Origin of the sequence: Arthrobacter silvisoli (assembly GCF_003369445.1) — a bacterium.
Lineage (GTDB): Bacteria > Actinomycetota > Actinomycetes > Actinomycetales > Micrococcaceae > Arthrobacter > Arthrobacter silvisoli.
In genome coordinates this window covers 68,783-93,941 of sequence record NZ_QRCU01000032.1, presented here as the reverse complement: position 1 = coordinate 93,941, position 25,159 = coordinate 68,783, and the positions used below count along the sequence as shown (strand labels likewise).

Here is a 25,159-nt window from a genome sequence, read left to right as displayed (position 1 = left end):
AAATGAGAGTGAGTGTGACAGTGGCCAGTAGCGAAACCTCCACGCATCGGATCCCCCCGTTTATGTCCTTGGGGTCCGCACGTGCAGTCTCTGCGCCCTCCACGCTGGGACTCATGGGTCAGATGAGCCCGAATTTGGTTGATAACTCGATAGTTTCACGTGAAACAACCGTTAGCGGTGGAGGGAATGTGATGGACTTGATCGACGACTCCAGCCCCATTGCCCGCCAGTTGGCCAACGAGACCCGCCGCAGGGAACGCCTGCTTGACCGGGAGCTGCCGAAACCGGAGAAGACGCGCATCTTCACCGTCTCCAACCAGAAGGGTGGCGTCGGCAAGACCACCACTACGGTCAACCTCGCTGCAGCCCTGGCTTCGGCAGGCTTGAACGTCCTGGTAATCGACATCGACCCCCAGGGTAACGCCTCCACCGCGCTCGGCATCGAGCACCATGCCGACGTCGACAGCATCTACGATGTGTTGATCAACGACTTGCCCTTGGGCGAAGTTGTCGCGCCTTGCCCTGACGTCCCCAACCTCATCTGCGCTCCGGCCACGATCCATCTGGCCGGAGCGGAAATCGAACTGGTTTCCCTGGTGGCCCGCGAGCAGCGCCTCCGCAGGGCCATCGACGTCTACGCGAAGGAACGCGAGAAGAGCGGCGAACCCCGGCTCGACTTCATCTTCATCGACTGCCCGCCGAGCCTTGGCCTGCTTACCGTCAATGCTTTCTGCGCCGCCAGTGAAGTCCTGATCCCGATCCAGTGCGAATACTATGCACTCGAGGGGCTCAGCCAACTGCTCAAGAACATCGAGATGATCCAGAAGCACCTGAACGGTGACCTCGTGGTCTCGACGATCCTCCTGACGATGTACGACGGCCGCACCAACCTGGCTGCCCAGGTGGCCACCGAAGTGCGTGAACACTTCCCGGAACAGGTGCTCAGTGCTGTGGTTCCCCGCTCGGTCCGCATTTCCGAGGCCCCGAGCTACCAGCAAACCGTGATGACCTACGATTCCTCGTCGAGCGGAGCCCTTTCTTATATGGAAGCCGCGGCAGAAATCGCTGAACGCTAGACTTCTCTAAACACTGCAACAGCCTTGGCGGGTCTTCCCTGCCGTTCCTTTGGAGGGATACATACATGAGCGAAAAGCGACGGGGTTTGGGCAGGGGTCTTGGTGCCCTTATTCCCAGCTCGGCTTCGGCTGGTGTTGCAGGCAACGGCGCCGGGGGCACCTCCCGCCCGGTGGACCTGTTCTTCCCGGAAGCGCGGAAGGCCGCACCTGCGCCTTCCGTTTCCGAGACTGAAGCGACGACGGCGGATGCCCCGGTAACGCCTCCCGCTAAGTCAGTGCCACGGACTTCCTCCAAGCCGGCTTCGGGCGCAAGTGCTTCTGAGCCAGGGGCTTCGGAGTCAGCCGCTTCTGCTCCGCGCGCCAAGGACGAAAAGGGCGGCGCCGCGAAGACTGCCGCTGCTAAGTCCTCTTCCGCGAAGGATGCGGCGAAGGCCACGACCACGGCCAAGCCTGCGCGGAGTACTGCCGCAAACGCGGCTTCCGCTCCTGAAGAACCGGAGGTTGAACTCGTTGAGGTCCCCGGTGCGCGGTTCGCTGAAATCCCGGTGCAGGACATCCATCCGAACCGGAAGCAACCCCGCAGCGTCTTCGATGAGGACGACATGGCGGAGCTTATTCACTCCGTTAAGGAAATCGGGGTTCTCCAGCCAATTGTTGTACGTACTTCAACCGAAAAGGGTGGAGAACCGTATGAGTTGGTCATGGGTGAGCGCAGGTGGCGTGCAGTCCAGGCTGCCGGGCTGGAAACCATCCCCGCGATCGTGCGTGACACGAACGATGATGACCTTCTTCGTGATGCGCTGCTTGAGAACCTCCACCGCAGCCAGCTGAACCCTCTGGAAGAGGCAGCAGCCTACCAGCAGCTCCTCGAGGACTTCGGCACCACGCACGAGGAGCTCGCCGACCGTATTGGCCGTTCCCGTCCGCAGGTCTCGAACACTCTCCGGCTCCTGAAGTTGCCGCCGTTGGTTCAGCGCAGGGTCGCAGCCAGCGTTCTTTCTGCTGGCCACGCACGTGCATTGCTTGCCCTTCCGGATGCCGCGGCTATGGAGCGCCTGGCGCAAAAGATCGTCGCCGAAGGCATGTCCGTGCGTGCCACCGAGGAAGCCGTCGCGCTGTACCAGGAGCCTGCAGCGCCGGCAAAGAACAACATTCCGCGCCCCAACGCTCGCCATGAGCGACTGGATTACCTGGCATCCTCCCTCTCCGATCGCTTGGACACCAACGTGAAGATCACCCTTGGTGCTCGCAAGGGACGCGTGAGCATTGAATTCGCGAGCGTGGAGGATCTGAACCGCATCATGGACGTTTTGTCTCCGGGTGCAGAGTCATAGAGGCTCCGAGGCCAGAAGGGCGCTTCTCCACTTTGGAGGGGCGCTCTTTTGCTTTAGGTGGTGCCTTTTCCAAGGGGTTTGCGTGGTCTTACGCGGATGCGTTTCACGTGAAACGTCCTGTGGCTGGGTGATTCTGTGTCCCCCGGAGTGTGTTCTGATTCCTGCATGGTCTACGGATTGTGCGGTTCCTGGATCGGCTTGGCGTCGGAGGCTATCTGTTCGTTGCATCCAACGATGCTTGAAAGGCTCGGACGAGAACGGCCGTAGAGTCCTCCCCTGCGGTTTCGGGTTGTCATTGGGACGCGTCCCCTTCCCGTGAAAGCACGGCTTCGAAGCCTTCGCTACTTCCATGGCCTGCCCCTGCGGTTGTGCGGGAAACGCTCGGCTATCCCGCCGCGCCTCTTACGACCCGATTGGGGTACTGGATAGTGCAGTGCCATGCCGGAACTTGTCTCCGCCGGATTGTCCGCACTTCCTATTTGAGCCAGCCCGAGGCTTCTAGTTCCCCAATTCGGGTCACCGCCGGCTCGGACTGGGGGAGCTTCCTTCAAACGAGAACAGCCTGATTCGCTGACCAGCTGCCCGTGTGCTGGCAGGTACTTGCCCGCATTGTTTGCGTTCGAGCGCTGTGCCTTCTGGATGATCCCCGCGGCAAGGTCGCTGTGGCTCCGGCTGCGCCCTCCACGGGCTTTCCTGGCAGCCAGAAGGCTCCCTGGCAATCTGGGCCCCTAAGTGGCTGTGAATCCGGCGGAGAGGTCGCCAAGGGCTGTTGCCGGAGCCTGACATATCCTCTCCCGCAAACCCCAGCGCGCTGCTGGAGGGCCGAGCGCGCTTCGCATAGGACGGGGCGCGTAGGTAGAGCTTCTCGTACGGTGTTTTAGGTACCTAGTGCGCGAAATAGTGGGCGCTGGAGCTGCTGGGCTCGGCCGGCATCCACGTGCCGCTTGAAGTAGCTGTCGCGTTCTCTGCTGGCCGGCGCGTTTCACGTGAAACATGCTGCTTACCGTTGAGGGCCCTATTGCGAGCTTCCGTCCTGTCTTTGTCCCCGCGCAATCCACAGGCCTGTTGGCCCCAAGGCTCCCTGGTGTTTGGGACCAAGCTCGTGCTCTCGGGCATTTCAGTCGCGAGCCAAGGGAGTTTGGCGACTTTCGAGCTTCGCCCTTATGTCCGCATCCGAAGTCCAGCCATAGACGGCAATAGCCGTGTCGGTCCTTCTTGCGCGGTTGACGTTGCGCGAACGGGCCTGTTTCACGTGAAACATCAGCGCTCAATCGCCGAGTTCGATTCCTGTCGAGTTGGCGTGTATCCGGCTGTATTCGTGCGCGGCTATTGTAGTTCTGCTTGGTTTCAGCTCGCGTCCGCCTGGAAGCCTGTTGGCCGCCTTGTCGCTTGCGTTGACCGAATACGGCCAGCTTCGACACGACTGAGTCACATCATTGATAGGCAGCTGGTTTCACGTGAAACATAGTGTCTGGACAAACGCCCCCACGCGTTCGATTTGGGGTAGCGGTCGTTCTGATTCGGCTATTCCTGAGCGTGCTGGCGAGCCGCACAATGACTCCGCGGACAGTTTGAGGGCGTGTTCAGATCACGTGGGAACCTCGAAGCTGATTCGCTCTCCACAGTAATGCGCGGACTTCATCTCCTCCTGACCGGAGGGCCCTGATAGGAGGTCGAGACATCAACGGGACTAGGCTGTCCGCCCAGCTCCCATCAGAGGGCAGGTCGCTCCCCCGAGGTTTTCCCCTGCCTGATTCCAGTTTGCCCGCCCTTCCAATTGCCCGCGAAGAGCCATGCACCATTGGACGACGACGTGCCGCTAGTACCGGTAAGGATCGAGGCTGCCTTGGGCACCCACCGTGCTCGATGGGGCCAGGCAAGCCGATTGGGACCCCGGGTAGCCACCGAGCGATGCAGTACGCGGTTCCCCGTGCCGCACTGCCAAATGGTCCCCAGCCGGAGGCTTTGGCGCCTCCAAAGGGGCGGCTGGGGTCCCTCCAAACTGAATGGCGCGCTGGAAATGGTATGCATTGTTAGGACTTCGGCGGACAACTGGCATCGCGGCTTCGATGTTACTCAGTCTGCTGACGATCTGGAGGCGCCAACTCCCTTCGGGATCAACCGAGTTTGACCAGGTAGTCGAACGCCTCCCCTCCTCCCGGTCCTAATACCGCAGAGTCATCGACGATGTGTTTGATCTAGCCGTCCGACTAGCCTTGCAGTTGGATCAGCCCTTCAGCAGATGCGGTGGCTGGATCCGCGCGCAAGGGCTGACAATCTCCTATCGCTGCGCGTACACGGCCATGGACGGGGCTGAGCGATGCACCGCGCCTGTCGTCGTCAGGCGGGCTCCGAAGAACAAGGCAAAACTTCCATGCGGTCAATCAGATCGGGCGAGCACAGCTGGCTCGTGAACGCGGCCACTTCCGAAGGCGGTGTACGTCCGTAGCGGTACGGGCTAAGTGAGCCGTACTGGTAAGGCCAAGCTCGAAGATGCGATGAGATGACCGGCCTCGCAACGCCCGGCTGGCCGGCCCCTGTCTTAACTGTCCCTCTGTCCCATAGCTATGCGTGCGGGTGATAGGTACTACGAAGCTGCACCGGTGCACCTTTGGCTGTTCTCTCGTTGGGAGATTACGTCACACGGTCATCCCCAGTAGGCGGTTCTGCCGCATGAGAGTCGGGCTACCGAACAGATGTTTGGGCCCGACGGGTATCCCCAGACATCCTGTTGAAAACAGGTCAGGGGTACGTGGATATTGCTGTGGATAACTTTGTGGATGGCTTGCGGGGTGCGACAGTCCTGAACCATATACCGCTCGGTCGACGAAGCTTCGAATCCAGCCGGTGATTCCGACCTCGCGCCAGTTTGCATTGTGTTTCACGTGAAACCTAGTTGATCGCGCCAAAACTCACCCGCAATGCGCGTTCTGGTGGAGTTTTCGACCAATTTTTGGCTCAGACAGGCAAGCTATGCCCATGACGATTTCGACTAGCCATCCACACGAGCCAAAGGGTGATCATGGTCGCCCTGCGCGGGAACTCGAGGGGCAATTGTGGAGATCCGGTCGGCTGTGGATTTCACTGTGGATAACGCTGTGTATAACTCGGGCAGGCTCGGTGGATAACTCTTCTGTGGCGCGGGTCATGTTCATGCGGTTCCGGTCGCTCACCGGGGCTTGATCGGATGTCTCAGATGCACGTTTGGAACGGGCGCTCTCATGCAGCTGCCGCCAAATCGGCCTGACGCAGGCGGTGTCGGGGGGTTGGTTGCCACGGACTCGCGCAGCGTCTACCACTATGCATACCTAAGGCCTGCGTGTCACTTCCTGTTGGGTGAGCTCTTTGGGCACCTGCTCGTTTGGACGTTGGGACGACCCACGTGGGCAGCTGCCGTGCTGTGCTTTGGCTGTGGAGAACAGCAAGCAGAGCGGCTGCACTGATTCGACGCCCGCCATAGGATGGCCTGCAAACCGCGAGCACGTATGTGTGTACCGCTGGGAACCAAGTCGGTGACCCAATGCTCACATGCTTCGAGGCCTATCGGTGGAAGTCGCGCCCACAAGCTCCGAGGGCAGTGGCTGGCTGCTGCCCCCCGGTGTTGCGGGCGATAGCGGTACTCCTCGGCATGCGACTGAAAGGGGTACGGCGGGTCCGGGTGGGTGTGCACAGGGAATCAGCGTGTAAGTACCGCCCCCAACTAGTGGCGCGCTCCGGGAAGCCGCGACGGGCGAGCTGCGGCAGCTCGTGATGCTCCCTGTTCGGGTGAGGTGTGTCTTGATCTGTATATGAGGGCCGGCCTTCGTGTAGGCCTGTCGTTCAAAAGTCGCGCCCCGGATTGCCTTGCTCTCGATGTCGCTGGACTCGCCATTGCCTACTGTGCGGTGCTTGCGCAGAAGCGACATCTTGGCGGCCGGTCAAGACATGGGGATCGCCGCCAGGGATGCGATGGCACCTGCGTTACTGGGTCCAAGGCTGCGGTGCCGGTTTCACGTGAAACATATTTTGTGCGTGAACCGATGTGTGGGACGGCTCATCTCGAAAAGGGGCTACTCGCCGGGGCGAAGACTGCGAGGTCCGGTTACCGGCGGGGTGGAGCATTGCGCGACTGAGTCGTCTGGCGGCGCACGCACGGATACTCCAGCCAGCCCGGCCTGTCAGTGGTGAGAGGGGGTGGTCATCGCGGGACTGCAGCTGGTCGTCATCCAGGAAATGCAGGGCTGTAGGTCATTGGCGAGCGGACCAGTCACGAAGATGAGCGGTGCCAGCTAAGCCAAGCCTCTTCGCTGTTGTCATCTGATCCGCCTGCCTACGAGCCTCTGGCAGGATCGTCCGTGACGGTTGCCGGGGCGCGTGGAAGTACGGTGGGCAGGCAGCAAGGGGGCCGGTCCCGGTCCACGGACGCGGTCTGAGGAATCGTCGGTGATGCCAAGACCGCCAGGGTTGAGCGTGGACCTTTCCAACAATGTTTCACGTGAAACAGCATCGGGCCCCTCTACCCAGGCGCTGGACTAGTGCCGAGGCCTCGGGTGACGCCTCCTTCTCGTGGAATGCCCCTTTGGACTGCGTGTCCCGTCAACGCACCTACCCTTTGCTCGTAGCTGCCAATGCCGTATGCCGCTCGAGCTGGAGTGATCTCTGTAGTATTCCGTTTGCGCGGTGGGCTCTTGCCTTTGACCGAGGCAGTGGAGAGGGGGCAGTAGTTCCCGTGGCGCTGCAACACGGGTCTTGAGTAAGCCAAGAGTTCCGCGCGCACTTCCCTGTCGGCGACTCCGAGTAGCCTTTGACGGTAAACGGACAGGCATGGTCAACGCATTGTAGGTGGACCAGGAGCCCCGGAGAGTTGCCCGAGTGCCGGTGGGCCCACCGAATGGCATTTAGCCATGGGGGCGAGGAGTGCAATTACCAAGACCTTGATGCGCACGCAGCTAGTTGAAGTCCGCACAAGGAGCTTGGGGTTGAAAGTGATGGCCGGCAGGACGGTCGGCCGTTGGAGTGACGTCGACGCGGCGAATCGGACTGTATGAGGCGCGTGACAGGCACGGAGCAGTAGCAACTGCCCAGCCCGGTCCCAAGAGGTCTCCCATTCTGGGTGGCGGAAAGTACATGCCGGACGACGCAAGTGGCGTCCCGGCGATTGGCAGGTCCGTGTTTAGGTCTGCCGCCGCTCATTGATCACCGCACATTGAAGGCGGATGACCAGGGACCTTGCGGAATCAGCTTCGACTGCTTGGATCCCCACTGGAGTCTGGCCGTGCCTTCGAGCGTATCCCGGAGTCGGCTGGCTGGGCACTGTCCAGTAACGCGGTGAGCTCGAGACCGGCCATCAGACGCCTTCGAACCACGCCGGCCTTCGAGTGACTTCGGGTTCGATGAGAAGCCATCCGTGTGCCTACCATGAGCGCCGCGCATCTCCTGGGGCACGGGACCCTGCCTGGTTCCCGTAGTCCGCAGTGGTCCGCAAAGCTGCCCTGCTTCTACCTGCCGACATTAGAGGCCTACCTTGGCGAGGGCCGAACTGTCCGTGGAACCCGCAGTCGCTTTCGCGAACTGGCCGAACGTTTGCCGTGGATGGTTTCCAGCTTTGGTCTGGCGGCCTGGCGGGTCCCCTACATGCCACCCTTGAGGGCGACGCGTAAGATTTCTTGGATATGCGCGTTTCCTGCGTCCTCGCGACAATTCGGCCATCGCACTCACAGGCGGTTCCGGACGGCACGGAGGACCACGGCGGTCTCTTTATGCTTCGGGGCAGCGCTAGGGATTCCGAGAATGCCAGGTGCGTGGTGGAAAGCCTCCACGCACCGGCGCGCAACAGGATGCCGAATGCAGGAGTCTGTACTGGCCCTCCCCTTCGACACGGTCAAACTCACCACCTTCATGACGATGGTTGGCCGATCAATGGCATCGTTATCGAGCTCAGCAGCCACGAAGACCACCTGCCATTGAGTTACCGCCAATCACTCTGGATTCCTTCGAGCTGCGGGCCAGGTATGGCAGGCGCTGGGGTGGCCAATGCGGCTGGGTGGTGGCGATCCGTACCTGCTGGAGGACATAGAGGGGAATTGTGCCAGTGTGGAGCAGGCAGCTGGCGCGGTAGGAAAAAGCTGGCCAGACAGGCCTTCGGGTCCCCCCAAGGTCTCGAACTGTGAGGGGCCTGGGTGCTGCCGGACCGCCCAAGCGCTCCGAGATCCCACTGGCATCGGGAAAGCCAGTAGACGGGACTTCATGCGAATCCATGTTTCACGTGAAACCTGCAGCGGGGCTTTGGGCAATACACGGACCGCGATGTCCTGGTGCTGAGATCGAGTTCCAATTGCGGGCTGAGTCCAGGACTTGCGGCGCTTGGACGCTCCCATGCATTCTGAGTGGCGCATGAAACGACGGACGGTTTATTCGCGAAGTCACGGGCCCGCGGCGCGGATAGGTAGAGGCAGCTGCACCCAGTAAGCACGAAAAAAGCCGGCGGCTGCTGCTCTGTGAGCAACAGCCGCCGGCTTCAAAGGTTCGGAGGCAGTAAATCCTGCCGATGTTCCGACCCCGGGTAAGGCGTCCTAGGAGAGGACCGCTTCGAATTCCTTCTCGAAGAACTGCTTCGGCTTTGCACCGATGACGGTGTTCTTCACTTCTCCCCCGCTGAAGAGGTACACGGCGGGGATGGAGGTGATGCCGTACTCGGCGGCGATGGCCGGGTTGTCGTCAACGTTGACCTTGACGACGTCCACCTTGTCACCGTACTCGACCGAGATCTCGTCGAGGATCGGGCCCAGCTTGCGGCAAGGACCGCACCACTCTGCCCAGAAGTCCACGATGACCGGCTTTTCGGCGTTCAGAACGTCGATGCCAAAGCTGGCGTCAGTAACGTCTTTTGCGTTGCTCATTCTTTCATTCCCTTCGTATGGGCTTTGCCGGCTGCTCAGCTCAGCCGTGCAGATCTGCGAGGTAGTGTTCGACGTCGAGTGCTGCAACGCAACCGGAACCGGATGCGGTGATGGCTTGACGGTATGTCGGGTCGATGACATCGCCGGCCGCGAACACACCATTGATGCTGGTCTTGGAGCTTCGGCCCTGGACTGCGATGGTGCCTTCGGCAGTCAGCTCGAGCTTATCCTTGACGAGTTCGGTACGCGGGTCGTTGCCGATCGCCACGAAGACGCCGGTGACGGGCAGCTCGGAAACGGTGCCGTCAACCAGGTTCTTCAGCTTCAGGCCCGTGACCTTGTCCCCACCAATGACGTCCTCAACGGCGGTGTTCCACACGAAATTGATCTTGTCGTGGGCCTGGGCGCGGTCGCCCATGATCTTGGAAGCCTTGAGGGTGTCGCGGCGGTGGACAACAGTAACCGACTTGGCGAACTTCGTGAGGAAGAGGGCTTCCTCCATGGCGGAGTCGCCGCCGCCGATCACGGCGATGTCCTGGTCCTTGAAGAAGAAACCGTCACAGGTTGCACACCAGCTGACACCGTGGCCGGAAAGACGCTTTTCGTTCTCCAAGCCAAGCTCGCGGTACGCCGAGCCAGTGGAAAGGATGATGGAACGGGCCCGGAAGGTCTCCCCCGTGGCGATCGTGACCGTCTTGATGTCGCCCTCGAGCTCCAGCGCGGTGACATCCTCGAACTGGATCTCGGTGCCGAAACGGGCGGCCTGCTTTTCGAAGTTCTCCATCAGATCCGGGCCCATGATGCCGTCCGGGAAGCCCGGGTAGTTTTCGACGTCAGTGGTGTTCATCAGTTCTCCACCGGCCGTGACCGAACCGGCGATGAGCAGCGGCTTCAGGTTGGCACGGGCCGTGTAGACAGCCGCCGTGTAACCAGCCGGACCGGAGCCTACGATGATGACATCACGTACTTGGGACGCGGTGTTTTCTGCGTTGCTCACTGTTGGGTGAACCTCTTCCTTAGTCGATGCACCGGTCTCGAACCCGGCCACATGGCACAACCCCGTGGCGCCGTTGAATATTCCGGTGGTTCCGGGGACCTATATCCACCATATTCAGGGTACCGTCTGCCTTTGCCGCCCAAGGCAGCCGCACTCTCCTGCCGTAACACGACTGCAGGTGTCGGACGAAAGCCGGCGACGGCGTCGGGCAGTTGGGCATGTTGGCGGAGGGAAGGAGGACGGATGGCGGAGGGAACCGCCGTCGTCGTCAAACGCGTCAGCGCCGGACACACTGACGGTGACCGGCGCCGACGAGGCGACTGAAAAGGCCCTACTGGACGCTGCGCTACTGGACTTTGATCTCCGCAAGCCGGAGACCGAATCCGTACTGGGTCTTCGGAGCGGCAAGCTTGGGCAGGGTCTTGATGTTGATGATCACGTACTGCGCCGTGGTGGGCGAGCTGAGCGGAATGGTCAGCTCGGGTGAGGTGAAGCTGTTCGTCCCCACCAGCTTGGCGCCGTCCATGGACGGTCGGTCGTTGGTGTAGACGCTGATGCTTCCGCCGGAGGCACCCAGCTGGCTGAGAGTGATCGAGTTTATCTCGGCCGGCTCCTTGAGCTTCACGGCCAGCGGGACGCCGTCGGGAGCAAGTCCACCCCAGTTGGCCGTGGCGAATTCCATGTTGGACCAGAAGCTTGCTGCGTTGCCGTCGAAGGTCTTGGCGAGGTCCTTGTCATAAGTGCCTGCGAAGTCGAAGTCGCCCTGGCGGGTGACTCCCTCGATGGCCGGCGTAGCCCCGGCGGGCGGCGCGCTGGTATTGCTTCCGGACGTCTCCGTGCCGCCATTGCCGGCAGTGGTGGGTGCGGTGCTCTGCTTCGCCGCCGGCGGGTTGCTGTTGTTGCCCAGCAGACCGCCGAGGGTGTTGACGGCGAGGATCAGGCCGACCACCAGGACGGCGGCGAGAATGCCGCCAACCAGCCAACGCATGGAGCGGGGCTCCCGAGCCGGCTCATCGTCCTCGTAGTAGTCCTCTTCCTCGTAATCGTTGGACTGCGCACGCGCCGAGGCCGGGAAGTTGCTGGCACCGCGATCGTAGCTGGCGGAGGCTCCGGTCCCAGTGCCCGCACCGGCGCCAACACCCGAGCCGGCAAGCTCGTCGTCGGACCAAAGGGAAACCTTGGGTGCCTGAGCCGGTTCCGCGGCGGGGGCCTGCTGCGGAACCGCTGCCGGGGCGGGCGGCGTAGCCGGCGCGGCGGGGACTGCCTGGGTGGCCGGAGGCTGCGGCGCCGCGCTGGCAGCTGCCGCCGAAGCGGGTGGGGCCGCAGGCGCCGCCGGAGCCGGGGCCGGTGTTGCTGCCGGGGCCGGTGTCACAGGGGCCGGAGCAGTGTCGGGTGCTGCCGGTGCAGTCGGCGTAGCAGCCGTCGGGGAAGGTTCCGCAGGCGCCTGCGCGGGGGCCGACGTCGGGCGTGCAGCATCCGCGGGGCCGTCGGGAGCCGGGCTGCCGGCGTCGTCGTGGGCGGGTTCCGTGCCGGTCTTGCCGGCCGCGTTCTTCACGGCGGCTGCAGCCGCAGCGGCGGCCGCTCCTGCCCCGGCTGCCGCGGCAGCGATCCGCGAACCGATGCCGCCGGCGGACGCGGGCCTCGACGCAGGCATGGGCGGAACGGCCGGCGCGGGACTCTCAGCGGGCGCCGCGGTGTAGTTTCCGGGGTCGTCGTAGTTGATGTACGCGGCCTCGTGCTCGTCGTCGTCGTACAGGCCGTCATAGGTCTCGGGTTCGTGCGAACGCGCCTGGCCGAAGATCTCGCTGCCGAGGGTGTCGGTGAAGAACGGCTCCACATAGGGAGGATTGGTGGCCACCACAAGGTCCAGCAGGTCCGGAGCCGTGCTGTGGTTGGCGATCAGGTAGGTGGTGCTTTCGCTGACGCCGAGGTCCAGGATCTGCACATTGCCCGGGCGCTCTCCGGTGGCCACTTCGCGGGCGCTCTGGGCGAGCTGTTCGGCGTTCCCGGGGCCGGCGACGAGGATGCTCACCGGCCGGTTGAGGACCTGGTCGACGCCATCGAGCACCAGATCGTGGTCGTGCGAGGTCAACACGGTGGCGGTGACCTTGTAGCGGCCGCCAAGTACTGATCCGACGTCGATCGGTTGGGACACGGGCTCCTCCTAGGCTGTCCGGCAGCTGCGTTGCCCTTCCCCGGGGCTCCCGGTCAGCCGGTGGACCCGTGGCCTGCAACTACCTCTCAGCTTCTGATCCTAGCGGATTGAGCTGGACCGACCTTGTGTTGAAAGGGCCACGTCACTCCCGGCGGCCGCGTTTGCGGCCTCGATGGGAAGGTCCTCCGGCGGGGTGCTGGCGGGTCCGCCTGCCGGGCAAGGGAACGCCTCGGCGGAGCGGGGAACCCTTGAACAAGGACCGCGCGCCCGCAGGCTGCTCCTCCTCGGGAAGGTAGCTCCGGGCAGGCCGGGTCCAGCCGGTGTAGTCATCGTGCGGTTCTTCCGGTCCGCCGCCGGGACCGAACGAGGAAAGGTCCGGGCCGGCCCGGAAGGACGCGGCATCGAACTCGCCTGAGATGCGCGGAATCAGGCCGGTGTCGTCGGAGACCGTGGCGCGTGGCGCCGTCGGGCTTTCCGAAGAAGCGGCCGGTGCGGCCCCCCGGCCGAGGCGGCCCAGCAGCGGGCGGAGGAGATCGCGCAGTTCGGTGACGCGGAAGAGCCGGAGCAGCAGCAGGTAGGCGAGCAGCATGACGGGCCCGACGACGACGACCGTCACCAAGGCGGCCGGCCGGCTGCTCCACGCGAAACCGTCCGCCCGGTAACTGCCGAGCAGCCACAGTGCCAGGGTTCCTGCGATGGCCGAACCGAGCGCCGCGTAGCCCATCCGGATGTAGGAATTGGTGATCCGCGGCCCGTCCACATGCCCCAGGAGACGGCGCAGGAACGAAACGCTGATCACCACGGAGAGGATGTTTCCGAGGGTGTACAGCACGGCGATCGCGAAGATGATCCGGTCCACCGGGAGGAACTGGATGACGAACGCGCCCACCACGTTCACGCCGGCCAGGATCACCTGGATGAAGAACGGCGTGCGGGCGTCCTCGTTGGCGTAGAAGACCCGCGACATCATGAAGTTGGCGCTCATGAACGGCGTGCTCAGGGCCAGGATGGTCAGGGTCTGGGCGAGCATCACGCCGTCCTGCGGCTTGCCGCCGGAGAAGAACATGCCCAGCGGCCCGGCGAGGGCGAACAGGGCCAGGGCGCCGAAGACCGTGGCCACGGCCATGGTCCGCAGGCCGTGCGAGAGGGCCTCGCGCAGTTCGGAGCGGTTGCCTGCCTGCGAGGCGTGGGTCATCCGGTTGAAGAGCACGGTGGCCAGGGACAGGGCGATGATTGAGTGCGGCAGGAGGTACAGCTGGCTGGCGACCTCCAGCACGGCATTGCCGGGAAGGGTAGCCGCGGCTTCGGCCTGGCCCGCGTGCTCCAGGCGGAGCCGTTCGGCGCCGGGGATCGTGGCGATCTTCATGACATACAGGAACGCAAGCTGCCCGACGGCGGCGGTCAGCAGCGTCCAGACGCTCAGCTTTGCGGCTTGGCCCAGTCCCACGCCCCGCCAGCCGAAGCGCGGCCGCAGGCCCAGCCGCAGTCGCAGCACGGGAATGAAGAGGACGGCTGTCTGGGCGATGACGCCGATGGTCGAGAAGCCGGCGATGAGGAAGGTCTGGAACGGTCCCCAGTTGTCCAAGGTGTGCGGGTGATACAGGTTGGCGCCCAGGATCCAGATGAACATGCCCAGGCCGGCGATGGCGAGCACGTTGTTCACGATGGGCGCCCACATGGCGGGCCCGAAGGCGCCGTTGGCGTTGAGGATCTGGGTCAGCAGGGCGTAGAGGCCGTAGAAGAAGATCTGCGGCAGGCAATAGAAGGCGAAGGTGACGGCCAGGGCCTTCTGCTCCGGCGAATAGCCTTGGGTGGTGAGGTCGATGACCACGGGCGCTGCGAGGGTGACGGCCAGGGTCAGGCCCAGCAGCACGAGCACCGCGAGGGTCAGGAGTCGGCTGATGTAGTCCGCCCCTCTGTCCGGACCCCTGCTGGCCTTGATGATCTGCGGAACCAGCACTGCATTGAAGACGCCGCCCGCCACCAGCAGGAAGATCAGGTTTGGCAGGTTGTTGGCATTGATGAAGGTGTCGTTGACCGTGGAACCGAGGCCGAGGGCGACCGCGAGCATCCAGGTCTTAGCGAAGCCGAGGAAGCGCGAAACAAGGGTCCCAGCGGCCATGATGGCGCTCGACCGGGCTTCTCCGGACTGGACGGACTGGGAGTTCTTCGCAGCAGACATTGCCCTAATCGTCCCATGAGCCATGTGCTCAGAGGTGTTCCGGCAGCACTTCCTTGGCCAGATCCGCTATGCGGCGCTCGTTGGGGAAGGACAGCTTGCGGGCCAGTTCGTGCAGCGGAACCCAGGCGGCGTCAATGGCTTCCTGGTCGGGATCATTCTCGATGGTCAGCTCGCCGCCGGTGGCCCGGAGCAGGAAATGGTGCACGGTCTTGTGGACCCGGTGCCCGCTGACGGTGAACCAGTAGTCGATGCTGCCGAGGGGCGCCAGGACGTTGCCCTCGATGCCGGTTTCCTCGGCGATTTCGCGGACCGCAGCCTGTTCGTTGTTTTCCTTGCCCTCCGGGTGGCCCTTGGGCAGGCACCACTCGAGCCGGCCACCCCTGTTAAGGCGGGCGATGATCGCAACCCGGAGTTCGCCGTCGGAGGTGTCCACGACAACGCCGCCGGCTGACACTTCCTCCACCGTGGGAAGGGAGGCCTGGACCGGGTGCGGGGCAGGCGCGACATGCGCACCGATTGCCGACGGCAACGGTGCGTTGGTCCTCCTGCCAGGAGCACTCGGGATCGGGTTGGCCATGAAGTCCACTCTAACGACTCTTGCCCGGACTTGATGACCGGGACATGGACTCGTGGTTGCCTGCCGGTGACGCGCCGCGGTCTTCACCGGGCCCATGCCCGGACCGGGTGCGATGGGCTGTGTGATGGGGCGGCGAAAATCTGACAAGCTTAAGGGACTATGGCGCAGGTATTGGACAGTTCTTCAGTTAACTTCAAGCTCGACCCGGTGGTGCTGGACCTCGGGCAGCGCTTCGTTGACGCCGGATTCGAACTGTCCCTGGTGGGCGGCCCCGTGCGCGATCTCTTCCTGGGCCGGACCTCGCCGGACCTTGACTTCACCACCGACGCCACGCCCGAGCAGACTCTTTCCGTCATCAAGAAGTGGGCCGACAACTTCTGGGACATCGGCCGCGCGTTCGGCACGATCGGCATGAAGAAGGCCGGCTTCCAGATCGAGATCACCACCTACCGGGCCGAGGCCTACGATCCGGATTCCCGCAAGCCCGTGGTGGCCTTCGGTTCCTCGCTCGAGGACGACCTGCTGCGCCGTGACTTCACCATCAACGCCATGGCCCTGCGCCTGCCCTCCCTGGAGCTCGTGGACCCCTTCGGCGGCGTGCGCGACCTCCACGCAGCGGAACTGGCCACCCCCGGCGCCCCCGAGGCCTCCTTCTCCGACGACCCCCTCCGCATGATGCGTGCCGCCCGCTTTGCGTCCCAGCTGGGCGTCTCAGTACACGACGACGTCCGCCTGGCCATGTCGGAAATGGCGGACCGCATCAAGATCATCTCCGCCGAACGCGTCCGCGAGGAACTGGTGAAGACGATCAACGGTGCCCACCCGCGCATCGGCATCGACCTCCTGGTGGACACGGGCCTGGCCGAATACGTGCTGCCCGAGGTTTCGGCCCTGCGCCTGGAATCGGACGAGCACCACCGGCACAAGGACGTCTACCAGCACTCACTTCAGGTCCTGGAGCAGGCTGCCGCCTTGGAGACCGGCCCGGACGGCCCCGTGCCGGGCCCGGACTTCGTGCTGCGCTTCGCCGCATTGATGCACGACGTCGGGAAGCCGGCTACGCGCCGCTTCGAAGCGGGCGGCTCAGTGAGCTTCCGTCACCATGACGTGGTGGGTGCCAAGCTGACCGCCAAGCGCATGAGGGCGCTGCGCTTCGACAACGACAGCATCAAAGCCGTGGCGCGCCTGGTGGAACTGCACATGCGCTTCTACGGCTATGGCGATGCCGGCTGGACCGACTCGGCCGTGCGCCGCTACGTGGCCGACGCCGGTCCCTTGCTGGAACGCCTGCACCGACTGACCCGTTCGGACGTCACCACGCGGAACCAGCGCAAGGCGGACCAGCTGTCCTTCGCCTACGACGACCTTGAACAGCGGATCGCCGCCCTGGCCGAGCAGGAGTCCCTCAACGCGATCCGCCCTGACCTGGACGGCGGCCAGATCATGGAGCTCCTCGGACTCAAGCCCGGCCCGGTCGTCGGGCGCGCCTACAAGTTCCTCCTGGACCAGCGGATGGAATACGGCCCGCTGGAGTACGACGACGCCGTGGCCAAACTCAAGGCGTGGTGGGCTGGGCAGCCCGAGTCCGCCGTCGAGCCTTCAGCCACTGAACCGTCCGCCGTCGAGCCTTCCAGTGAAGACCCTTCGAACGACACCCCCGCAGAGGAGTCCTAAGTGATTGACCCGGCAAAGCTTTCCCGCCCGCAGCTGTGGATCATGCGCCACGGTGAGACCGAATGGTCCAAGAGCGGGCAGTACACCGGCCTGACGGACCTTCCCCTGACCGTCGAAGGTGAGCAGCAGGCCGTGGAGGCCCGCAAGGTCCTGGAAGGGATCGAGTTCGACCTTGTGCTCACCTCGCCGCTGCGCCGTGCCCGCCGCACGGCCGAGCTGGCCGGTTTCCCCGACGCCGTCCATGAACCCCTGGCGGTCGAATGGGACTACGGCGACTACGAGGGCATCAGCTCGGACCTGATCCGCAAGGACAACCCGGATTACCTGATCTGGTTCGACGGGGTGCCCAATGGCGAAACCCTGGACTCAGTGGCGGCCCGTGCGGACAAGCTCATCGCGCGCGTCCTGGAGTCCGGCATGGACAACGTCCTGGTCGTGGCACACGGCCACTTCTCCCGGATCCTCACCGCCCGCTGGCTCGAATTGGACGCCCGGGAAGGCCGGCACTTCCTCCTTGGAACCGCAAAGGTGTGCACCCTCGGCTGGGACAAGAAGACGCCGGCGATTATCCGTTGGGGCCTCTAGGAAATTATTTTTTGAATTAACCATGAATTAGCTGGTCAATCCGCGTATTCATGGTGTAGCTTTATTCCTGTTCCCAGAGCGACCCGCCGGGAACGAGGTGCGCGTTGGGCCGGTTAGTCGACCGGTGCGGCGTCTGAGGTGAAAAGGAGGTTGGGAGAATGATTACTTTGACTAGCGGATGGAAGATGACCGTCTCTGCTGCTGCCCCGACCTTCGCTGCCCGGCGCCCGGATTCAGGAATGCGCCCGGATTCCGCGATGCGGACGGGAAACCGCCACATCGGGAACCACTTTTCCGCCTGACGCTTTTCGCGGCCTGCCCCAACCTCTGACCAGTATCCTCGCGTAGGTGCCTGACTTTCAGGGGTCGAAGTACGCCGCGAACCGCGTAGGCGGGAGCCTGAAAGCGGAACTCCTTGGGCGGACCACGCTATCGCCGTGGCAAACAGAGTCCTCATAGTTCGGAACCAGCTTCTTGTTGGGGACGTCTGTCCATTTTCCCCGGAATCCCCGGGATTCCGCCGGATTTCCGCAATCCCGCCGTTTACCCGCATTTAGCCTGGCATTTTTTGTGCCAATAAGGTCCGCTGTTTTCTCTGAATTCAAGGGCCTTAATTGTCGCGCCCAATTCCAGCTAACCCGGATTACACCCCTGAAAGGAGGTGAACCGTGGTCAAGCGACTCATGCAGCTGTTGGCTCTCAACGCCAAGCCTGCAGTCAAAGACAGGACGGTCTTCAACGGCCAACTTCTCGACCAGCGCCGCGAAGACGTCTTCGTCGTCCTGCACCAGATGGGAGTCATCCGCTGAGTGCCCTCATGAGCCCCAACAGTCAGTAATCAGGAGGGACTGATGGCACACATCGGACCGTTTGCACCGGTTGCCCACGCGGCTACGCGTGGGCAATCGCCTTTTAAGGCCACACCCCCGGCGGTATGCTCGAAGCCATGCAGGAGACCAAGCCGCACCGCAAACAGAAGCGTGCGCGCTTTGTGATTCCCTCCCGCAGTGATTCCTTCCTCGCGAAGTTCACCGAAGTGGCCGGCGGACCGTTGGGAAGCCACAGTGCGCCAGGAGCGGTCTCCCCCGGCTTCTTCACCGTGGAACGCGTGCTGGTTATCTTCACGGTCCTCGCCGCGTTGCTCGGAATCCTCATCAAGGGCTACTGCCGGGTCAACGGCTGGGAAACCCCCACACACTTCTATGCCACCTGCTACTCGGACTTCCCCGAGCTGTTCCGCAGCCGCGGCCTGGGCGAAGGCGTGATCCCCTTCTTCGACCGGGAAAGCCTCTTCGAATATCCCGTGATCATGGGCCTGATCGCCGGAGCCACCGCGTTGCTGGTTCCAGGCTCGGGCCTGGACCTGGAACGGATCCGCGGTTACTTCGACCTCAACGCGACCCTGGTGGTGGCCGTCTGGATCGCCACGGTCCTCGCAACGGCCCGGATCAACCGCCGCAGGCCCTGGGACGCGGCCATGGTGGCACTGGCACCGGGAATCGTCCTCTCCGGCTTCATCAACTGGGACATGTGGGCCGTGGCCATGCTCGCCGTGGGCATGTATTTCTTCGCACGCAAAAGGCCCGCGCTGGCCGGTGTGTTCATCGGCCTGGGAACCGCCACCAAGCTCTACCCGGTGCTCATCCTGGGCGCGGTACTCGTGCTGGCCATCCGCAGCGGCAGGTTCCGCACGTTCTTTGTGACCGCGGGAGCCGCGGCGGCCAGTTGGCTGGTGGTCAACCTGCCCATCGCGATCATGAACCCGCCGGGCTGGCGCTACTTCTTCGAATTCACCCAGGACCGGCCGGCCGGCTTCAGCTCGTTGTGGTTCGCCTACAACCTGGTGGCCGAGCGGCTGCACTGGATGCAGATGGGGGCCGCCACCATCAACTCCCTGGCCCTCTACCTCTTCGTCACGGCGTGCGCGCTCATAGCGCTTTTGGGACTCGCCGCCCCGCGACGGCCCCGCCTGGCGCAGCTGGCGTTCCTGATCGTGGCGGCGTTCATCCTCACCAACAAGGTGTACTCCCCGCAGTTCGTGCTGTGGCTGGTGCCCCTGCTTGCCTTGGCCCGGCCGCGATGGCGCGATTTCCTGCTGTGGCAGGCTGCCGAAGCGCTGCACTGGGTGGCCGTGTGGATGTTCCTGGGCCAGTACACCAGCGGTGGAGCCCCGCAACACAACCTGGATATGCCGTACTACGTACTCGCCGTGCTGCTGCACATGGCCGCAACGGCATATTTGATGGCCCGGGTTGCCCTGGACATCTGGGACCCTCGGCAGGACCCGATCCGTACCAAGCGCATCGACGATCCGCACGGCGGCGCCTTCGACCGTGCCCGGGACTGGCTCCGGCTGGACCTTGCCCGCCCCAGCGCCTCCCTGCTCCCCTGGCAGCGCACCATGACGGAGTCCGGACGCGATGGCTGACGTCGCCGTCGTCGGGTCCGGACCGAACGGCCTCGCCGCCGCGGTGGTGATGGCCCGCGCAGGGCTGGGCGTCCGGGTCTACGAGGCTGCGGAGACGCTTGGCGGCGGCGCCCGGACGGCGGAACTGCTGGAGCCGGGGCACATCTATGACGTGTGCTCGGCCGTGCACCCGATGGCGCTGGCCTCGCGCTTCTTCCGTGACTTCGGGCTGGAGCAGCGCGTGGAACTGCGGCTGCCGAAGGTCCAGTACGGCACACCGCTCGACGGCGGCCGAGCGGCCCTCGCGTACCGCTCGCTGGAGCAGACCATCGACGGGCTCGGGGCGGACGGACCCGCGTTCGGCCGGTTGATGAGGCCGCTCGTGGAGCACGTGGAGGGCATGCTGGACGTGTCCCAGAACCAGCTGCTGAGGATCCCCGCCGATCCGGTGGCCGCAGTGCGCCTGGGCCTGGCCACGCTGTCCCAGGGCGGACGGTGGTGGAACCGGCATTTCCAGGAAGACGCCGCCCCCGCCCTGCTGACTGGAGTGGCCGCCCACGCGGTGGGTGCCCTGCCGTCGCTGGTTCCCGCAGGCGCCGGGCTCATGCTGAGCACCCTGGCCCATGTGGGCGGCTGGCCGGTGCCTGTGGGCGGGTCCGGGGCGATCGTGGACGCCATGGTGCGCGACATCGAGGCGCACGGCGGCGTGTTCGAGACGGGCGTGCGCGTCCGCTCACTTGAGGACCTTAAGCCTGCCCGCGCCGTCTTGCTGGACGTGGCCCCGCCCGAGGTGCTTGGCATCGCGGGTGACGCACTGGCCGGGGCCTCGGGTGCACGCTACCGGCGCGCGCTGGAAACATTCCGTTTCGGGAATGCAGCCTGCAAGGTGGACTTCATCCTCTCCGGCCCAGTGCCCTGGGCGGCCGGCGAACTGCGCGACGCCGGGACCGTGCACGTGGGAGGGACGCGTGCGGAGATGGCGGCCGCGGAGAACGAGGTGGCCGCGGGCCGCCACCCTTCCCGGCCGTATGTCCTGGTGGCCCAGCCCTCCGTGGTGGACCCGGGCCGCGCACCGGCAGGACGGCACATCCTGTGGAGCTACTGCCATGTGCCCAAGGACTCAACGGTGGATATGTCCGCGGCCGTGATGGAGCGGATCGAGACTTACGCGCCGGGTTTCCGCGAGCTGGTGGTGGCTTGGAAGACGACGACGGCGGCGGGGCTCGCCGAGTACAACCCGAACTACGTGGGCGGTGACTTCGGGGCCGGCATCATGAACGTACGGGGCCTGCTGCGGCGCCCGGTGGTGTCAACCACTCCGTGGCGGACGCCGCTGCCCGGCGTGTACCTGTGCTCCTCCTCGACGCCGCCAGGACCAGGGGTTACCGGCATGCCGGGCTACCACGCGGCAACGCATGCCCTGAAGGACGTGTTCGGGTTGCCGGTACCGGAACTGGGGCTGTCCGGCTAGGGCCTACGCCTTGTCCAGGTGCACCAGGAACTCGACGCTTCCCGTGTTCTCCACCTTGACGAAGCCGAGGTCCGGGGCCGTGATGCCGAAGTCAGCCAGGACGAGGTCGATCGTGCCCGAGACCGAGACTTGCGCGCCGTCCCGTACCACCTGCAGCTTGGCGGTGACATCGCGCTTCTGGCCGGCGAGCTCCAGGGTTCCCTTTACCTCGACGGCGGCAGGGGCTGAGCTGAGCGCCGGGATGCTGACCGGCGAGCCGAGGGTGAAGGTCGCCGTCGGGAAGGTGTCCGCCTTCATGACGTTCCCGCGGAAGTAGTTGTCGCGGTTACCGCTGTCGGTGGCGATGCTGGCGACCTCGACATCGATCTTGGCCGCCGTCAGCTGGGTGCCGGACACGGTGGCCGAACCGGTGACCCTTTCTGTCCGGCCGACGACGGTGACATCGGCGCCGTTGAGGACCTCCTTGATCCGGTAGCCGGCTTGGGAGGCGGAGGCCACGTTCCAGGTGCCGTCGTCGCTGGAGTCGCTTGCGGCAGGGCTCGAGGTTGCGCCGGATGCGGTGGAAGAGGAACCGGCCACGGAGAGCGGCGCGGGCGCCGGGCCCTGGGACCGGGCGTAGAGCTGCGGGCCGAAGATGGCCGCGAGGGCGGCAAGGACCGCGACGGCGGCTACGGTGACCAGGATCCAGGGTCGCTTCTTTCCGGCCATGGGTGTTCCTCTCGATGTACTTGAATGTTCACGTAAACCACGACGCCGCGGCCCGGAAAGTTCCCCGGACCGCGGCGGTGTGATCTAGTTGGCAGCCGTGAAGCGTGCCCGGCGGTGCGCCGGGGCCTCGATCTCGTCCAGCATGGCCACGGCGTAATCCTGGGTGGAGATGCTGGAGCCCGCCGGGGAATCCGTGGCGGTGGAGTACTTGCCCGTGCGTTCTCCGGGCTGGATCACGGGTGCCGGCGCCAGGACGGTCCAGTCCACGGTGTCCGGGGTCTGCCGGACCAGTTCGAGTGCCTTGGCGGCGGTGGTGGCCTCAGCGCGGTAGGCCTCGGGGAACTCCGGGGAATCGAGCAGGCGGACTCCGTCGATGGTCAGGGTCCCGGCGCCGCCGACGATCATCAGGCGCGTGCCTTCGGTGTTGCTGTAGGCGGTGGCCATGGCGTCCAGCCACTCCCCGTGGTCGCCGCCGGTGCGGCTGGGGCCCGTCGCCAGCACGACGACGTCGTGGTCCTTCGCGACTGCGGCGAACGCCTGGGCGTCTGCCTGGTCCGCTGCGAGGGAGCGGGCGCCCTGGACCTCCGCACCCTTGCGGGAGATGGCCGTGACCTCGTGGCCGCGGTTGAGGGACTCGTTGACGATCTGGCTGCCGACCATGCCGCTTGCACCATATACTGCGATTTTCATGTCTCTCCTCGGGGTTGCTAATCTTGCAATGGAAAGACGGTATCTATTTGATACTGATAGCTTCAAAGGAACTGAGTTACCCTGTGGATACCAACCCGAGCGACACCACCGGCCTGCCCGCCAACGTCCTGGACCCCGACTGCCCGTCGCGCGTGATCTTCCAGCGCATCGGCGACAAGTGGGCCTCCCTGGTGGTCCAGGTCCTCGCTGACCGCCCCGTGCGGTTCTCCGAGCTGCGCAAGATGGTCAGCGTCGTCACGCCGAAGGTCCTTACGCAGACCCTGCGCTCCCTCGAACGCGACGGCCTGGTGACCCGCACGGTCCACGCGCAGGTGCCCCCACGCGTGGACTACGAACTGACGGACCTCGGCCGTTCCCTCCTTGAACCCCTCGCGCAGTTGCGGAAGTGGGCGGAAGGCAATGTGCCCGCCATCCTCGCTGCCCGGGACGCCTACGATGACGCGCAGGACGAGGCGCTGCTGGGCTGAGCCGATGTCCTGAGCTGCTGTCCTGAGCTGCTGTCCTGAGGGGGGGTGGTCCCTGGGCTGCGTTTTCTAGGCCGCGGTGCGCACCGGCGCGCCCAGCCGGCCGTCCCGCATGGTGACCACGGAATCGGTCAGCGGCAGGAACTCGGTGTCGTGCGTGACCATGAGGGTCGCCGTCGAGAACTCGTCGGTGACTTGGCGCAGCAGCCGCACGATTGCCTCGCTGCGCTCCATGTCGAGGGCCGCCGTCGGCTCGTCGACCAGCAGCACCCGCGGACTCCCCATGAGCGCCCGGGCGATGTTCACCCGCTGGCGCTGCCCGCCGGAGAGCTGGTGTGGCCGTTTGTTGAGCTCGCCGGCCAGCCCGACGACGTCGAGCAGTTCCGCCGCCCTCTGGCGTGCAGCGCGCAGCGGCTTGCCGCGCAGGTGCTCGCCGATGAGGAGCTGCTCGACGGAGGTCAGCGAGGGCAGCAGGTTGGGCTGCTGGAAGATGATGCCCACCGTGTCCCGGCGCAGGGCCGTGCGCTCCTTTGCCCCGAGCGCGCTGGCATCCCGCCCGTCGATGAGCACCAGCCCGGAGGTGGGGTTGATGAGGCTGGCCGCTACCGCCAGCAGCGACGATTTTCCGGAGCCGGAGGGCCCCACGAGCGAAAGGAATTCGCCGGCGCCGGCGGTGAGGTTGACGGCATCCAGGGCCTTGACGGTGGAGCCGCCGTCAGGGTAGTCGAGGGTGACATTGACGAGGCTGAGCGGGATGGTCACGGTATATGCCTTTCGAGGAATCTATGGGGTGACGGATCTGGTTGCGGGCCTAGTTGCCGCCGAGGGCCAGGAGCGGGTCCACCTTGGTGACACCGCGGACAGCGAGGACGGCACCTGCCAGGCCCAGGACCACCACTCCCGCGACAGGCAGGATGCTGGTCAGCGGCGTGATAAGGAACGGCGCCGCCTGGGCCGCGAAGAAACCGCCGATCGCGCCGACTACTCCGCCTGCCGCGGCGCCGGCGAGGAGGACGACTGCGGCCTGCACCAGGGCGTCGCGCAGCACGTATCCGATGGAGCCGCCGAGGGCCCTGAGCACGGCGATGTCGCGGGTGCGCTGCACGGTCCAGACCGTCAGGAAGGCCACGATGACAAGGGCGGAGATGCCGTAAAGGAATGCCTGCATCAGCATGAGGGAGCCGTTCTCGCTCTTGTAGGAACCCAGGGCTTGGAAGGAACCGGTGGGCGTGGCGCTGACGGTTCCTGCAGCGGCGTCGGCGGCGTCAGTGTCCACGGAGGCTCCGGCGTCGAACGTCACGGCCAGGACGGTGGCCTCGCCGGAGCCAGCATGGGAGATCTTGCGCCAGGTCTCCAGGGTGGTCCAGACGACGCCGGTGTGCGAGTACCACTGGTCCGGCACCACGGCGGAGACCGTCAGTGTGTTGCCGGCGACGGCGACGCTGCTGCCCGCGGACAAGCTGAGCTCCTTGCCGAGGGTTTCGCCGATGGCCACGGTGCCGACCGTGAGCCCGGCAGCATCCGGTGTGGGCGCGGCGCCGTCCGTGCCGAACACGGCCACGTTCGCGGTGCCGCGGGCAGCGCCGTCGCTGCCGAGGGACTGGAAGCGGGCCTGGTTGATGCCCAAGGCGCCGACAGAAGCTACCCCCGGTTGTGTCCGCCAGCTCGCCAGCTGTTCCGGCGTGACCTCGGATTCCGTGTACGAGGCTTTGGCCTCGCCGCCCGGCGGGGCGCCAAAGACGATCCGGTCCGCCGGCAGGCCGGCGATGGCCGAGGTGGACTGGTTGCCGAGGCCGGCGGTCAGTCCGGACAGCATGACCAGCAGGAGGGTGATCAGGGCAACCACGCTGCCCATGAGGGCAAAGCGGCCCTTGGCAAAGCGGAGATCGCGGAGCGCGAGGAACATCGGAATCCTTCGTTCGTGCCCCGGACTGCGGGGC

Annotated in this window: 18 protein-coding genes; 9 read left to right on the top strand and 9 right to left on the bottom strand. The window is 64.8% G+C overall.

Annotated elements, in window-relative coordinates; all coding sequences use genetic code 11:
* Positions 1 to 20 precede the first annotated feature (20 nt).
* Together DWV11_RS08095 and DWV11_RS08090 are read left to right on the top strand one after the other, a co-directional pair.
* Positions 21 to 1,076 carry a ParA family protein gene (locus tag DWV11_RS08095; RefSeq protein WP_281269607.1) on the top strand — a complete coding sequence of 352 codons (1,056 nt, stop codon included), beginning with the start codon at positions 21 to 23 and terminating at the stop codon, positions 1,074 to 1,076.
* A gap of 65 nt (positions 1,077 to 1,141) precedes the next feature.
* Positions 1,142 to 2,410 carry a ParB/RepB/Spo0J family partition protein gene (locus DWV11_RS08090; protein WP_115788373.1) on the top strand — a complete coding sequence of 423 codons (1,269 nt, stop codon included), beginning with the start codon at positions 1,142 to 1,144 and terminating at the stop codon, positions 2,408 to 2,410.
* Positions 2,411 to 8,961: 6,551 nt separating this feature from the next.
* On the opposite strand, the gene trxA is transcribed toward DWV11_RS08090, so the two are convergent.
* The 5 genes from trxA to DWV11_RS08060 all read right to left on the bottom strand — a co-directional run bounded on the left by trxA (position 8,962) and on the right by DWV11_RS08060 (position 15,151).
* A complete protein-coding gene (trxA, locus tag DWV11_RS08080) occupies positions 8,962 to 9,288 on the bottom strand; it encodes a thioredoxin (protein ID WP_115788371.1) in 327 nt (108 codons plus the stop codon).
* Between the two features lie 40 nt (positions 9,289 to 9,328).
* A complete protein-coding gene (trxB, locus tag DWV11_RS08075; RefSeq protein WP_115788370.1) occupies positions 9,329 to 10,285 on the bottom strand; it encodes a thioredoxin-disulfide reductase in 957 nt (318 codons plus the stop codon).
* 346 nt (positions 10,286 to 10,631) lie between these two features.
* Positions 10,632 to 12,440: a discoidin domain-containing protein gene (locus DWV11_RS08070; protein WP_115788369.1), complete on the bottom strand. Its 1,809-nt coding sequence runs from the start codon at positions 12,438 to 12,440 to the stop codon at positions 10,632 to 10,634.
* 142 nt (positions 12,441 to 12,582) lie between these two features.
* Positions 12,583 to 14,622, bottom strand: a complete 2,040-nt coding sequence (gene murJ, locus DWV11_RS08065; protein ID WP_115788368.1) for a murein biosynthesis integral membrane protein MurJ — start codon at positions 14,620 to 14,622, stop codon at positions 12,583 to 12,585.
* Between the two features lie 28 nt (positions 14,623 to 14,650).
* Positions 14,651 to 15,151: an NUDIX hydrolase gene (locus tag DWV11_RS08060; protein ID WP_115788367.1), complete on the bottom strand. Its 501-nt coding sequence runs from the start codon at positions 15,149 to 15,151 to the stop codon at positions 14,651 to 14,653.
* Positions 15,152 to 15,358: 207 nt separating this feature from the next.
* Between DWV11_RS08060 and DWV11_RS08055 the strand changes: the two genes are divergently transcribed.
* The 6 genes from DWV11_RS08055 to DWV11_RS08040 all read left to right on the top strand — a co-directional run bounded on the left by DWV11_RS08055 (position 15,359) and on the right by DWV11_RS08040 (position 21,336).
* A complete protein-coding gene (locus tag DWV11_RS08055) occupies positions 15,359 to 16,873 on the top strand; it encodes a CCA tRNA nucleotidyltransferase (protein WP_115788366.1) in 1,515 nt (504 codons plus the stop codon).
* Between the two features lie 42 nt (positions 16,874 to 16,915).
* A complete protein-coding gene (locus DWV11_RS08050) occupies positions 16,916 to 17,458 on the top strand; it encodes a histidine phosphatase family protein (protein ID WP_210725698.1) in 543 nt (180 codons plus the stop codon).
* Positions 17,459 to 17,616: 158 nt separating this feature from the next.
* A complete protein-coding gene (locus DWV11_RS20075; RefSeq protein WP_168404607.1) occupies positions 17,617 to 17,760 on the top strand; it encodes a hypothetical protein in 144 nt (47 codons plus the stop codon).
* Between the two features lie 366 nt (positions 17,761 to 18,126).
* Positions 18,127 to 18,267 carry a hypothetical protein gene (locus DWV11_RS20070; protein WP_168404601.1) on the top strand — a complete coding sequence of 47 codons (141 nt, stop codon included), beginning with the start codon at positions 18,127 to 18,129 and terminating at the stop codon, positions 18,265 to 18,267.
* Between the two features lie 137 nt (positions 18,268 to 18,404).
* Entirely contained in the window at positions 18,405 to 19,886 is a 1,482-nt protein-coding gene (locus DWV11_RS08045; protein ID WP_210725693.1) for a glycosyltransferase family 87 protein, read from the top strand.
* Entirely contained in the window at positions 19,879 to 21,336 is a 1,458-nt protein-coding gene (locus DWV11_RS08040) for a phytoene desaturase family protein (protein ID WP_115788364.1), read from the top strand. The genes DWV11_RS08045 and DWV11_RS08040 overlap by 8 nt, the downstream gene beginning before the upstream one ends.
* 3 nt (positions 21,337 to 21,339) lie before the next feature.
* Here DWV11_RS08040 and DWV11_RS08035 read toward each other — a convergent pair whose 3' ends face one another.
* Positions 21,340 to 22,044, bottom strand: coding sequence for a YceI family protein (locus DWV11_RS08035; protein WP_115788363.1), 705 nt, complete (start codon positions 22,042 to 22,044; stop codon positions 21,340 to 21,342).
* Positions 22,045 to 22,128: 84 nt separating this feature from the next.
* Entirely contained in the window at positions 22,129 to 22,734 is a 606-nt protein-coding gene (locus DWV11_RS08030; protein ID WP_115788362.1) for an NAD(P)-dependent oxidoreductase, read from the bottom strand.
* A gap of 83 nt (positions 22,735 to 22,817) precedes the next feature.
* On the opposite strand from DWV11_RS08030, the gene DWV11_RS08025 reads away from it, so the two are divergent.
* Positions 22,818 to 23,222, top strand: a complete 405-nt coding sequence (locus DWV11_RS08025) for a winged helix-turn-helix transcriptional regulator (protein WP_245953500.1) — start codon at positions 22,818 to 22,820, stop codon at positions 23,220 to 23,222.
* A gap of 66 nt (positions 23,223 to 23,288) precedes the next feature.
* On the opposite strand, the gene DWV11_RS08020 is transcribed toward DWV11_RS08025, so the two are convergent.
* On the bottom strand, positions 23,289 to 23,981 hold the full coding sequence (locus tag DWV11_RS08020) for an ABC transporter ATP-binding protein (RefSeq protein ID WP_115788361.1): 693 nt from the start codon (positions 23,979 to 23,981) through the stop codon (positions 23,289 to 23,291).
* A gap of 49 nt (positions 23,982 to 24,030) precedes the next feature.
* The gene (locus tag DWV11_RS08015) at positions 24,031 to 25,125 is read right to left on the bottom strand and encodes an ABC transporter permease (protein WP_210725692.1); all 1,095 of its coding nucleotides are present in this window, start codon (positions 25,123 to 25,125) and stop codon (positions 24,031 to 24,033) included.
* Positions 25,126 to 25,159 lie beyond the last annotated feature (34 nt).